The sequence below is a fragment of the Arthrobacter sp. P1_B11 genome (assembly GCF_056406715.1).
The window spans coordinates 1-12737 of sequence record NZ_JBFTZQ010000030.1; the positions used below are offsets into that span (position 1 = coordinate 1).

The following is a 12737-nucleotide window of genomic DNA, read 5'->3' on the forward strand; positions in this document are numbered from 1 at the left end:
CCCCGCCCAGCGGCCGGGCCACGAAAGCGACCGCAAACGCGGCGAACACCGAGAGCAGAGACGTCAATGGGTCTGTCGATGGGAAGAAGAGTGGCGCAAGAAACACTGCCACTGAGCCGTACGCAATGAAGTCGAACCACTCGATGAAATTACCGATGGCTCCGGCGCTGATCGCGCGCCGCCGGTCAGCCGGGGTCAAAACTGGTGTGTTGTCCATGTGCCCTCCTACAGGCAATTCTTCCGCTTCTTTGCGGTCGCTGCTATTCAATGTGCCCTCCTTGAGGCATTGCTTCCGCTTCTTTGCGGCAGCTGATGGGTGAACGAAACTTGAGTCCTGAAAGGCCGGGGAAATGAGCCGCCCTCACCGCATCAGGACTCGCGAATTCCCAGTTGGGAACGAGTTGCAACGCATACGTGCTGACGCTGGGAGTTCGCTGCCCTAGCGGTAATACGTGGGTCACGAAGCGCCAGGCTGCCTGTGAAGGACCAGCCCTTGGTCATTTGGCCGTAAATCCTCCATCGACCGGGAGGGCTGTGCCTGTGATGAACGAGGACGCGTCGCTTGCCAGGAAGAGCGCTACTGAGGCGATTTCTTCGGCTCGGGCGACCCTGCCCAGTGGATGGGCCTGCTCCAGGTGCGTCCAGTAGTCTTGTGCGTCCTGCTCAGTCATGGCCGCAAGGATGCTGCGCGGCATGGCCGTGTCAACGGCGCCGGGGCAAATGGCGTTGACCCGCACGTTCGGGGCCAAGTCAAGGGCCGAAGCCCGGGTGAAGTTGATGATGGCGCCTTTCGCGGCGCAGTAGGCTGCCCGTCCGGCAGCACCGACCAGACCCAAGGTTGAGCCCATGTTGATGATGGACCCTCCCCGTGGCATGAGAGGCGCGAGCTCGCGCGTCATCAGGAAGGTGCCGCGGAGGGATACGTTGAGGACCAGATCCCATTGTTCGTCAGTGGTTTCTTGCACTGAGTTGGTCACGAATACGCCTGCGTTGTTATGGAGAACGTCCACACGACCGTGGCGGTCACTGGCGATCTGGGCGATATTCCGGGCTGTTGATGCCTGGGTGATGTCGCCGCTGATGAAACTGAAGTTGTAGCCGTCGGCGGTCAATTCTGCTTCGAGCTTCGCGCCGGCCTCTGCATCGAGGTCAGTGCCGATGACTATCGCTCCATTTTCGCAATAGGTGCGTGCGGTGACAGTGCCGATCCCGCCGGTGGTCCCGGTGAGGACAACGATTTTTCCGTTGAGGTTCATGGCGTCTCCTGTAGGGCAGAGTAGGCAGATCGAAAATTAGCCATGGCAGCGAAAGCGTCCATGTGCTTGGCATAGGTGGGCGCAGAACCCAGTTGCTGATAGACGGCAGCGAGGTTGACGACGAGGCGTTCCCATTCCCCGAGGTCCGGCCACAGGTTCCGCTGTTTGACTTCGTGGGCTGCCTCCAGCGATGTGAGCCCCTTATTCCTCAGCTCGGCACCGATTTCAAGTAACGTCTCGAAGTAGTTCTTGTGGGCTCTGACGTCATCGTTGGTTGCCAATGGGCCGTGTCCCGGGACGATGTACTCCGCATCCCAGCTCAGGATGAGGTCGCAAGCATCAATCCACCGGGACGGCGGACCCGCCCACACCACGGGGTGGGACCGATTGAAAAGGATATCGCCGGCAAAGACCACATTGTCCTCCGGGACGTAGGCGAGCACGTCGCCCTGCGTGTGCGCTGGTCCCACTTGGACCAGCCGAACCTGCTTGGCGCCGACAGAGACCGCAGTCTCGCCAACAAAAGTTTCTGTCGGCAGCACGGGCTTTATTCCCGAGAAGTCGAAATCAGCGAAGTTGTCCTGAAGGAAGTCCCCGAAAGTCCCTAGGTCTTCTGCAGAGCCGAGCAGGTCCTTGATGCCCTTGGTTGATGCTCTGGCGGCCATGGCGTCTGTGGCTGCCTTCGAGGAGATGATTCGAGCCCCGGGAAGAAGCTGATTGCCGTTCACGTGGTCACCATCATGGTGCGTGTTAACGAGCGTCTCGATGCGCTCGGCGGCACGAGTAGCAGCCTTTAACTGATCAAGCATCGTCTGGGTGTTTGGTAGGTCGAAGAGTGTGTCGACCAGGAGGGACTCACCCTCAGACGTAACGAGACCGGCGTTGCTCCACCCCCACGAGCCGCCTTTCTGGAAGTAGGCGAAGTTGCCTGCCCCGAGGTCGATGAGGTTGTTGCCATCGGGAGGGACGTTCATAGTGCGATCCTGTTCCGCAGAGTGCCGATACGCTCAACTTCGAGTTCTACAACATCGCCGTTTTCGAGGTACCGGCCTTGCTCGAGTCCACAGCCGGTGCCGACAGTTCCTGAGCCAAGGACTTCGCCGGCTTCGAGGGTTTCAGACTGTGAGATGAAAGCGATCACCTCCGACCAGTTGAACTGCATGTCACCGCTGGTGCCGCTGCCCCATACCTCGCCGTTTACGCGAGCCGTCATGGTGAGGTTGTAGGGGTCCCCCACTTCGTCCGCGGTGACGATCCACGGCCCCAGGACGTTGCTGGTGTCAAAGTCTTTCCCTTTCCCCGGTCCCATTCCCACCGGGGCCACCCGGAACTGCATGTCACGAGCGGACACGTCGTTAAAAATGGTGTAACCAAAAATGTGATTGGTCGCATCAGCGACGGCAATGTCCCGGCCGGGCTGACCGATGATGCATCCCAATTCAAGCTCGAAGTCGAGCAACTCGGTGTAGACCGGTCGCTGAATCTCGGCTTCATGGCCGATTACTGTCGACGGATTGCCCCTGTAATAGGTGGGCAATTCGTACCACTCGGGAGCCACTCTGGCTTCCTTGCCCATGATCCTGGATTTCTCAACAAGTCCGTTGACAATGTGCTTCTCGAAAAGGAGAAAGTCTCGAATTTGTCGGGGCCTCGGAAGAGGGGCAGCCAGCTCCACCTCGTCGAGCTTGAAGTGGTCCTCGGGGTGGGCAGAAGCAGCCAGTCCCTCGATCTTCTTTATGCCTGAAGTACCGGAGTCTATGACAGCTAACATGTCAGCGAGGTCTGCTGAAGAGTGCCCATATTGGCGGACGTTGGCCCGCTGGACATCCAGGACCAGGCGATTTTCCAAGTCAACCACGCCAACCCGCTTCTCCCCTGTGTGGACAAATGTTGCGAGCTTCAAGGTTTTGCTCCTTAACTAAAGTGTGTGTTTTGTTGGCGGACCACCGATGTGACTGCCATCACGACAACAGTAGGTCCGGTCGCACATTGACTTCCAACAGGGGTTCAAGGCCTATTCACTGTGATCCGATGTGAGTGCCTAACCGCTACGCTGCAGGCATGCTGAAACCAAGCTGAAGGCTTGAAAGGCCCGTGGGAATTGGAGGGCAAGAGGGGCACAATGTGTAACTACGGCCCCGAAGAATGAAACGAGCAACGTGCCTCGCAGCAATAACCCCCCTCGGTGTGGGTGAGGGTGAGACTCGGGGAACGGTCAGGCGGTGCGGTGCCGTTCGGCGGCGGTGTTCTCGCGTGCGCCCCAGCTCGCGAGGAGGCGAAGTCGTTCCGCTGATGGGGAACCGGGCTCTGCGGTGTAAACCATGAGCACCAGGCCCGGCTCGGCGGTGATCGCGAGTTCCTCGTAGGCCAGGACAAGTTCACCGGCGACAGGGTGGCAAAATCGTTTTGTCCCGGAGCCATGGGTCCGCACGTTATGTGCGCCCCATAGACCACGGAATGTCTCGCTGCGTGTCGACAGTTCTCCCACGAGATCTTGCATTGCGCGGTCGTGAGGGTCGCGGCCGGCTTCCGTGCGCATGATGCCGACGCACATCTCGCTGAACAGGTCCCAGTCCGGGTAGAAGTCGTGCGAGGCGGGGTCGAGGAACTGGAACCGCGCGAGGTTCGGGATGCGGCCGCCAGCGCCCATCACGGGCGAGTAGAAGGCGCGGCCCAACGCGTTGGCCGCGAGAAGGTTCTGGTACGGGTCACGGACGAATGCGACACCCTCCGTTATTGCTTCCAGCACCCATTGCAGGCTCAGCCGCGCCCCGGATGTGGTTGTGGCGCGTTTGCGGGGCCTCCCGGAGGCGGGGACGCCATCGGCAGCCCGGGCAAGGTCGAACAAGTGCGCACGCTCGGTGTCGTCGAGGCGGAGGGCACGAGCAAGGGATTCGAGCACGGACGCGGAGGCACCGGCGATCGAACCGCGCTCGAGTTTGGCGTAGTACTCCACGCTGACGTCGGCGAGCATAGCGACTTCGCTGCGCCTCAGTCCGCTCACTCGACGATTCGGCCCTGCGGGCAGTCCCGCTTCGTCTGGCGTGAGTCGCGCACGTCGAGACATCAGGAACTCACGCACTTCAGACCTGTTATCCATGCTTCAAGGGTAGATGGGCGCGGCCGAACGAGGGGTTCCCTCTCGGTACACCCCTCAACAGTGACTCCCACGCCCGCGGAAATGGAGCTTGACTGGTTTATACCCGATTTAGGAGGAAAACAATTATGCGTGGTGTTGTCATGTACGCCCCCGGTGACGTTCGCGTCGAAGAACTCGAGGACGCAAAGATCATCGAGCCCACCGATGCGGTGATCCGGCTCTCCGCATCGTGTATCTGCGGTTCGGATCTTTGGCCGTACCGGGGAATCGACAAGCTGGACGGACCGGCCCATATGGGCCACGAGTACGTGGGCGTGGTCGAGCAGATCGGTGACGAGGTCAAGAACGTCAAGGTCGGTGACTTCGTGGTCGGCTCCTTCGTCGCGTCCGATAACACGTGCGAGAACTGCCAGGCCGGCTACCAGTCCGGATGCATCCACCGGGTATTCATGACCGGCACCCAGTCCGAACTCGCCCGCATTCCCCACGCCGACGGCACTCTCGTCCTCACTCCCGGAGTACCAGACCCAGATCTGCTGCCGTCCCTGCTGGCAGCGTCCGACGTGCTCGGCACCGGCTGGTACGCAGCAGTCGCAGCTGAGGCGGGGCCGGGCAAGACACTCGCCGTGGTTGGGGACGGCGCTGTCGGACTATTGGCGATCCTCGCCGCCAAGGAGCTCGGCGCCGAGCGTGTCATCGCCTTCAGCCGGCACCCGGAGCGGCAGGCGCTTGCCCGCGAGTTCGGTGCCACCGATATCGTCGAAGAACGCGGAGCCGAGGGCGCCGCGAAGGTCAAGGAGATGACCGGCGGATACGGAGCCCACGGCGTTGTTGAAGCCGTGGGAACCCAGGAATCGATGTGGCAGGCGATCCACTCCGCACGTGCCGGCGCACGCATCGGCTACGTCGGCGTCGGCCACGAAGTCGAGCTCAACGGCCTTGACCTCTTCTTCACCGGAGTGCACCTCGAAGGCGGACCCGCCCCCGTACGCCGCTTCCTGCCCGATCTGATCCAGCTGATCTGGGACCGCAAGATCAACCCCGGCAAGGTCTTCGACCTCACCCTGCCCCTGGATCAAGCCCCCGAGGGCTACAAAGCCATGGACGAACGCCGCGCCACCAAGGTGCTGCTCACCATCTAACCCACAACACTGCCGTCGCCGGAGTCCAATTCCGCAACGGCGGCCAGCAATTTTCCATCACCAAGGAGCAACACATTGACTGAGCTGCAAACCGCAAACACCTACACATTCGAGCTCGCGCCCGGCGTGACCCGCGAAACCGTCACCTACCCGAACCGATACGGAATCGACCTCTCCGCCGATATCTACCTCCCCACAGGCTTCGATCCGGACCAGACTTACCCGGCCATCGTGGTCGGCCCTCCCTACGGCGGGGTGAAGGAGCAGGCTGCAGGCGTGCACGCCAGCCAGATGGCCGGCCGCGGCTTCGTCGCCATCGCCTTCGACCCCTCCTACAACGGCTTCAGCGGCGGCAGCCCCCGCCACTTGTCCTCCCCTGAGCTGTTCGCCGAAGACTTTAGTGCCGGCGTCGACTACCTTGGCACCCGTCCATTCGTGGACCGGAAGCGGATCGGCGCGATCGGTGTCTGCGGAAGCGGCAGCTTCGCGATCGCCGCCGCTCAGATCGACCGCCGCATCAAAGCCGTCGCTACCGTGAGCATGTACGACATCAGCCGGATGCAGCGCAACGGATTCGGCGACTCAATGACCGACGAGGACCGCGACGACCTTTTGGACCAGATCGGGCAGCAGCGGTGGGCCGACTTCGAAAACGGTCACGCGACACTGACCCCCCGCGGCGCCCCGGAAGAGGTCGGCGAGGACACCAACCCGATCAGCCGGGAGTTCTACGAGTACTACTCCACGCCCCGCGGCTACCACCCGAACGCGATCACCGCGTTCACTGCGACCAGCACTCCGGCGTTTATGAACCTGCCGCTACTCGGTCACATCGACACCATCTCGCCGCGGCCGTTGCTATTCGTCTTCGGTGAGAACGCGCATTCGCGATACTTCAGTGAAGACGCCTACCAGGCGGCGTCCGAGCCCAAGGAGATGCACATCGTCCCCGGCGCCGGCCATGTTGACCTCTACGACAAGACCGACCTCATCCCCTTGGACAAGCTCGAAGCCTTCTTCGCCAACCACCTCGTCTAAGCATCCAAAGAATAGGTGCGGGGTCTCCTGGCGGAGGCCCCGCACCTGCAAGCCCCCAACCAGAAAGCCACACCATGAGAGTATTCCTGATAGGAGCAGCCGGAGGAGTCGGAAAGCGACTTGCATCGGTCCTCATCGAGCAAGGCCACACCGTCAGCGGCATGCACCGGAACCCTGATCAACAAAATGCCATCGCGAACACGGGCGCCGTACCCGTCACCGGTGACCTGGTCCACGACACGGTTGATCAACTCGCCGCCAAGATCGCCGGCCATGACGCCGTGGTGTTCTCCGCCGGCGCCCACGGCACCGGAAAGGACCAGACCACCCTCATCGACGGCAAGGGGCTCGAGAAGGCTGCCGACGCCGCCGCCGCGGCTGGTGCTTCACGATTCGTCCTCGTCTCCGCATTCCCTGACTCCGAACGCACCTCCGGTCTTGGTGAAGGTTTCGAGCACTACCTCCGCGTGAAGAAGGCCGCCGACGGCTACCTCACCCGCACCGACCTCGACTGGATCATCGTCCGCCCAGGCCACCTGCTCGACGAGCCCGGTGACGGACGAATCACGGCCGGTCTCGCACTCCCGGAAGCCAATATCCGGCGCGACAACCTCGTGCAGTTCATCGCCACAGCACTCCCTGACAGTAGCTTCAGCCGCACAATCGTTGAGGTCACCGACGGACAGACTCCAATCTCCGAGGCAGTAACCGCAATTGCCGGCTCCGTGGGCCCCCGCCGGTAAACCGCCGTCAGCGGGGAGAGGGCGCCTAACCGCGACCCACCCGCAGCCTCATATCCTTCCGGGCCCGTGGTTCCGTGAGGGGGTCCATCGCGCCCTCCCAGTATCGGGCGATCTCCGGTTTCGTAGTGATGCAAGCGAAACGAAATTTCGCTTGCATCACTACAAAACGGGCGCGGTGACGATGACGAAGCCACGCCCAGGAACATCCGAACGTGCACGAAACCCATTGAGCGAGAGACCTCTGATTTATGACTTCGATTAATTCTTCACGCAGTTCCTTAAGAAGCAACGCCGCGTTGTTCTTCATCACGTTTGGACTTTTCGGCCTCTATCTCATCGAGTTCGGGGTGGTCGGCATCCTGCCGGCGATCATTGCGCGTTATGACATCTCGATCATGCAGGCCAGTTGGCTGTTGGGCTCGTTCGCTCTGATTGTCGCGGTGTTCGGGCCTGTCATCGTTCTGTTCGTGGGGCGCTTTGACCGGCGCATGCTGCTGGCGGTCTCTTTGCTGGTTTTCAGTTTGTGTAGTCTGGCGTCGGCGCACGCCCCCAGCTTCGAGGCGCTTCTTGCGATCCGCATTCCTGGTGCATTGCTCCACGCAGTGTTCTTCTCGGTCGCGTTCGCGACGGTTCGCTCGCTGTTCCCGCCGCAGCGTGCGGCCCAAGCCACCGCGATCGCTTTTGTCGGGACCAGCCTGGGAATGGTGCTCGGTGTTCCGCTCACGGCCTGGATCGCCGCGACACTTTCTTATGAATCAGCGTTCTACCTCGCCGCGATCGCGAATTTCGCCGCAGCGATTGGCGTTTGTTTCATGGTTCCCCGCTCCGATTCATCGAAGCGGGCATCGTTCGGCAGCACCGTGCGCGTCTTGAAGAATCCCGTACTTTGGCTCGCACTGATCCAAGCGGTGTTTGTCTTCGGGGCGATGCTCTCGGTGTACGGGTTTGCGGCTGAGTATCTTGAGCGCGTCGCGGGTCTCGACGGACAAGCGGTGAGCGTCCTTCTGGTGATCTTCGGGGCCGGTGGCGTGGTCGGAAACCTCCTGGCTGGCCGCCTCCTGGCCCGTAACCTACTGCTGACCGCGCTGCTCTACCCCGTCGTGCTCTCCATCGCTTACGGGGTTCTCCTAATCTTTGGCTCTGCCTCGTTCGCCGCTTTGTTCCCCGTCTGCCTCGTGTGGGGTGCCGCACACTCTGCAGGGATGGTGGTAAGCCAGGTCTGGACAATCTCATCGGCACCCGAAGCACCGGAGTTTGTCACGAGCCTTTTCGCGTCAGCTGGCAATGTCGGCGTTCTGGCAGGAAGCACCATTGGAGCGACCTTCATCACCCTGAACGGCATGCCGGGAGCCGTTCACAGTGGATGGATATTCGCCGCCGTCGCTGTCGCGCTCATCGCCGTATCGCGCACGCCCCTGTTCCGGCAGCCAGCCAAGACAGCGGAACGCCAGAGCATTCCGGCATAGCTGAGGTGAGGACGGTGAGTGGGCTGACAAGCCAACCAGCAGGAAAGCGGTGAGCATGAAAGACGGGATCCACCAGTTTCTGGACTCACGGCGCGCAGCCCTCACCCCTTCTCAAGGCGGTCTGCCGACGGGGGCGGGAGCGGCGCATGTCCGGGTTACGACGCGAGGAGGTTGCAGTACTCGCTGGCGTGAGCGTCGATTACTACACCAAACTCGGACGCGGCAAGATTCGCGGGGCTTCCAACAGCGTGCTGAATGCCATCGCCCGCGCGCTAAAGCTCAGCGACGTCGAACGCGAGCATCTATTCTCCCTCGCGCGCCCCACAACAACCATTCCGGCGGCAAACCATGCCATCACAATGTCGTCGTTGAGGTCGCGTTCGAAGAGTCTATGGTATAAAGCCCATCGCCGGCACAGCGCCCTCGGATGGATCATAACGCGAGAGGCCGTCCGACGGGCATCAAGGCGGTGACGGTCGCCCGTGGCCACCGTGGCGGACTATGGGCCGCTACCAGGCGGCACGCCAGTACTGCTCCGCGCGTGGGTTCCCGTCACGGGCGACTCCAAGGGCCTTCGCAGCGTTCGCCGGCCAGTGCGCGTCCTTCAGGGCAGCACGGCCAACACTCACTCCGTCGGCCTGCCCGGTGACTACTACGTGTTCCGCCTGCGCCGGGTCGGTCAGTAGTCCGACGGCGGTGACGAACGAATCTGTGCCCTCCAGCGCCTCGCGCACTGCAGAGGCGAGCGGTACCTGGAAGCCGGGGCCGGAGGGGCCACGGTACGCCCCGATGCCGGCGCTGGAGAGGTCGAATGCGGTGACGCCGAGCTCGCGCGCCTCGCGGACAAAACGGACGGTGTCAGCCAGCCGCCACCCGCCCGCGACCCAGTCGTCTCCGGAAAGACGGATCGCCAGAGGTTTGCAGTCCGGCCAGACAGCACGCACCGCCGCGATGACCTCGCGCGCATACCGGGTGCGGTTCTCGTAGCTGCCCCCGTAAGCGTCCTCACGGTGGTTGGTCAACGGAGAGAGGAACTGGTGGATGAGGTAGCCGTGGGCACCGTGGATCTGGACGACGTCGAACCCCGCTTCGTCCGCTCGGCGTGCGGCATCCGCCCAAGCCCGGACGGACGCGTGAATGCCGTCGATGTCCATGGCCTGCGGCGGCTCCAACCCGAAGATGCCCGTCAACGACGGGCCCACTGTCAGCCAGCCGCCGGCTTCTAGTGGGACGGAACCCTCTACTTGTTCGGGCAACCAAGGGTAGGTTGAAGCCTTGCCACCTGCGTGAGCCAGCTGGACGCCGATCGCGGCCCCCTGCGCGTGTGCGAAATCCACCACGGGCTTCCACGCGTCGCGCTGCGCATCGTTCCACAGCCCGGCGTCGCGGTCGGAGATCCGGCCCTCGGGCACTACCGCGGTTGCCTCGGCGACGACGAGCCCAAAGCCTCCGGCGGCCCTAGCTCCGAGATGCACCAGATGCCAGTCGTTCGGCACTCCGTCGCGTGCACTCACCGAATACTGGCACATCGGTGCCAACACCGTGCGGTTACGCAGCTGCAGTCCGGTGCCGTCCGGGGTTGTCAGGGTTACCGGTTCGAAAAGCCTACTCATGTGAAGCCTTAACTGTGCCGCCACCGCGGCTGTTCCCGCGTGTGAATTGACAGTCACCTTGGCGCGGATCTGCCTCATTTCGGCAGGTTGAGAAGTGAGCACGGGCGCACCGCGGGGACGGTGAATGCGGTCTACGTCCCAAAATGATCTGCAGGTTCCAAGGTGAAGGCAGAAAAACCTCATCAAGCGCCACCGGGGAAACATACTGGGCTGAACGGGCCCGCACCAAGGCAGACGTGTGAGAACCCTCAAATTGCTGCTCTTCTTTGGGAAAACCAGTTTTGAGCCTCATCGCACTATCGCGAGGAAAGTGTCTGCCGTTCCGCTTGGTGTAGGAGGCGTTTAAGGCGTTCCTATCTGTCGCTGTAATGTTCGGCACCTGGGCGTTCGTTCTGGTCATTTTTACTCCTTGGATTAGACAGGTGTTTAAGAGACCCCAGCTCGATGGGAGATCCGGGCTACGACCCGCCAAGGAGCATCAGCCCGTGACGTGCTGCGCCAACAGCTCGTGCCTGTAGTGAAACGAGAACTCATGGCGCTAGTAAAGAGACCCCCCAAGCGGACGCGGAAATTTCACCGATTTCGATGGCTTGTCGGAGTGAGGTGACTCCACCGCACGGTCAGCCCGATCCGGCACACTTGAGCGCAATGCCGTGTCACTAGGACCATTACGAAGAACTTTCCGTCTCGATGGTCTCTTCTTTTCGTTAGAACGCGCGGAGGATGTCCTCCACACGTTGTTTGGCGTCGCCGAAGAGCATCTGGGAGTTGTCGCGGAAGAACAGGGGGTTTTGGACTCCTGCATAGCCGGCGGCCATGGAGCGTTTGAACACGACCACGTTCTCGGCTTCCCAAACCCGAAGCACGGGCATCCCGGCGATGGGGCTTCCCGGGTCTTCGGCCGCTGAGGGGTTGACGGTGTCATTCGCCCCGATCACCAGGACCACCGAGGTGTCGCCGAGGTCTTCGTTGATTTCATCCATTTCCAGGACGATGTCGTACGGGACTTTGGCTTCGGCGAGGAGCACGTTCATATGCCCGGGCAGGCGCCCGGCGACGGGGTGGATGCCGAAGCGGACGTTCACACCGCACCGGCACCGGCGACCAGCACTTTCGCCGGCGGGACCTTGCCCGCAGCCGTCACCTGTCCCGTGAAAAACCGGCCGAACTCGTGCGCTGCCTCAATCACTGCCCGGTACCCGGCAATGTTCGCCATCGAACTGAGCACATCCATCGACTGCGCCCGCGAAATCCGTGGCACCGAGTCCAACGCCAAAGCCGTGACCGGCCGCGCCGCCTAAGCCTCCACCAACTCCGGACGTAGGCCCGGACTCAGGGACCCAATCAGCGTCGCACCCTCCGCCAGACGGCCGATCTCCTCCTCAGTGGGCGGATTGATCCGCAACACCACCTCGCAGCCCCCGCCTCATCGGCCCCAACAATCACCGCACCGCCTCGGCATACGCATCGTCACGGAACGATGCGGCCTCCCCCGCGCCCTTCTCGACCACAACCTCCTAGCCCAAATCCAACAACTTCCCCACGGTGACAGGCGTTGCCGCCACCCTCGCCTCGCGACCCAACTCGGCCACAATGCCAATTCGTGTCACGTCTACTCACCTTCATCCCTGTAACCGGATCCGGCAAAACCCCACTACCCGGTTCACCAGGTATCGATTCATTTCTTCGAAGAACTACTCAGCAAAACGTGGACGTGCCACCTCTCTACGCCATGCCAACTTGGACCGTTTGAGCGTTACCGCGCACTGACCGCTGGGCGGATAAGAAGACCTCAGTGGTCACCTGACTCACTCCTGGCGAGAGGGAAGGAGGTGTTCACGAACGTTGCCGGTCGGGGTTGCACGTTTCGGAGATCATGCATGCTGTCCCGCAATATGATCGAATCTCCGACGCCGAGCGTCACCTCACCGTCCTCTAGTATGACGATCAGTTCCCCCGCGAGCATCGTGATCACGTGTAGGGAGGGGTCAGTGTGCATATCCGGTTCTGCGAGCTTGAGGCCGTTCGCGGCCGGTACCGTGAGGATCCGAACGACGGCTCCTTCCGCCGGGGCGGCAGGCCCCAGTGTCCACTCGGGGTCCGGGCGGTCGTTTGGCTCAGCGGGGATATTCCGCTGTTGCCACAGCTCCTGCAGCAGGATCCCATTGGGGAGCTGAGTGCGGGGCAGGTTTCGCTCGTCGGCTACGACCGTCGACGCCGCGGTGCCGTTGACGCCCACGATTACACGACGAGCAAAGAGGGACAGGTCAGGGTTCTCAAGTTGCATGGAGTAGTCCTTTCTGGTGGCGTTCACATTCTGTTGGGCACTCGTGCCGATGCGGTCAGGTGCCGAGGACGATGGCCGCTTTCCCTGGCCCG

At 62.0% G+C, this 12737-nt stretch carries 11 protein-coding genes and 3 pseudogenes; 5 read left to right on the plus strand and 9 right to left on the minus strand.

Annotated features, from left to right (window positions below; all coding sequences use genetic code 11):
- The 5 genes and pseudogenes from AC1D14_RS18865 to AC1D14_RS18885 form a co-directional block, all read right to left on the minus strand.
- Window positions 1-217: pseudogene (locus AC1D14_RS18865) on the minus strand (MFS transporter); the annotation flags it as partial.
- 280 nt (window positions 218-497) lie between these two features.
- On the minus strand, window positions 498-1256 hold the full coding sequence (locus AC1D14_RS18870) for an SDR family NAD(P)-dependent oxidoreductase (RefSeq protein WP_476968973.1): 759 nt from the start codon (window positions 1254-1256) through the stop codon (window positions 498-500).
- Window positions 1253-2230 carry an MBL fold metallo-hydrolase gene (locus AC1D14_RS18875; protein ID WP_476968974.1) on the minus strand — a complete coding sequence of 326 codons (978 nt, stop codon included), beginning with the start codon at window positions 2228-2230 and terminating at the stop codon, window positions 1253-1255. Before AC1D14_RS18875 ends, AC1D14_RS18870 begins: the two co-directional genes overlap by 4 nt.
- Window positions 2227-3159: a fumarylacetoacetate hydrolase family protein gene (locus AC1D14_RS18880; RefSeq protein WP_476968975.1), complete on the minus strand. Its 933-nt coding sequence runs from the start codon at window positions 3157-3159 to the stop codon at window positions 2227-2229. The genes AC1D14_RS18875 and AC1D14_RS18880 overlap by 4 nt, the downstream gene beginning before the upstream one ends.
- Before the next feature lie 312 nt (window positions 3160-3471).
- Complete coding sequence (locus AC1D14_RS18885; RefSeq protein WP_476968976.1) at window positions 3472-4356, minus strand: helix-turn-helix transcriptional regulator; 885 nt, start codon at window positions 4354-4356, stop codon at window positions 3472-3474.
- A 125-nt stretch (window positions 4357-4481) separates the two neighbouring features.
- On the opposite strand from AC1D14_RS18885, the gene AC1D14_RS18890 reads away from it, so the two are divergent.
- The 5 genes from AC1D14_RS18890 (at window position 4482) to AC1D14_RS18910 (ending at window position 9218) form a co-directional block, all read left to right on the plus strand.
- Window positions 4482-5498, plus strand: a complete 1017-nt coding sequence (locus AC1D14_RS18890; RefSeq protein ID WP_476968977.1) for a zinc-dependent alcohol dehydrogenase family protein — start codon at window positions 4482-4484, stop codon at window positions 5496-5498.
- A gap of 75 nt (window positions 5499-5573) precedes the next feature.
- A complete protein-coding gene (locus AC1D14_RS18895) occupies window positions 5574-6536 on the plus strand; it encodes an alpha/beta hydrolase (protein WP_476968978.1) in 963 nt (320 codons plus the stop codon).
- 74 nt (window positions 6537-6610) lie between these two features.
- Window positions 6611-7279, plus strand: coding sequence for an NAD(P)-binding oxidoreductase (locus AC1D14_RS18900; protein ID WP_476968979.1), 669 nt, complete (start codon window positions 6611-6613; stop codon window positions 7277-7279).
- Between the two features lie 296 nt (window positions 7280-7575).
- Window positions 7576-8745 (plus strand): MFS transporter, encoded by a 1170-nt coding sequence (locus tag AC1D14_RS18905; RefSeq protein WP_476968980.1) that lies wholly within the window; start codon window positions 7576-7578, stop codon window positions 8743-8745.
- 146 nt (window positions 8746-8891) lie between these two features.
- Entirely contained in the window at window positions 8892-9218 is a 327-nt protein-coding gene (locus AC1D14_RS18910) for a helix-turn-helix domain-containing protein (RefSeq protein WP_476968981.1), read from the plus strand.
- Between the two features lie 36 nt (window positions 9219-9254).
- Here AC1D14_RS18910 and AC1D14_RS18915 read toward each other — a convergent pair whose 3' ends face one another.
- The 4 genes and pseudogenes from AC1D14_RS18915 to AC1D14_RS18930 all read right to left on the minus strand — a co-directional run bounded on the left by AC1D14_RS18915 (window position 9255) and on the right by AC1D14_RS18930 (window position 12645).
- A complete protein-coding gene (locus AC1D14_RS18915; RefSeq protein WP_476968982.1) occupies window positions 9255-10358 on the minus strand; it encodes an NADH:flavin oxidoreductase/NADH oxidase in 1104 nt (367 codons plus the stop codon).
- Between the two features lie 707 nt (window positions 10359-11065).
- A pseudogene (locus AC1D14_RS18920) lies at window positions 11066-11449 on the minus strand (NAD(P)(+) transhydrogenase (Re/Si-specific) subunit beta); the annotation flags it as partial.
- A pseudogene (locus AC1D14_RS18925) lies at window positions 11449-11968 on the minus strand (Re/Si-specific NAD(P)(+) transhydrogenase subunit alpha); the annotation flags it as partial. The pseudogenes AC1D14_RS18920 and AC1D14_RS18925, both read right to left, overlap by 1 nt.
- A gap of 182 nt (window positions 11969-12150) precedes the next feature.
- Window positions 12151-12645 carry a cupin domain-containing protein gene (locus AC1D14_RS18930; RefSeq protein WP_476968983.1) on the minus strand — a complete coding sequence of 165 codons (495 nt, stop codon included), beginning with the start codon at window positions 12643-12645 and terminating at the stop codon, window positions 12151-12153.
- Window positions 12646-12737: the final 92 nt, after the last annotated feature.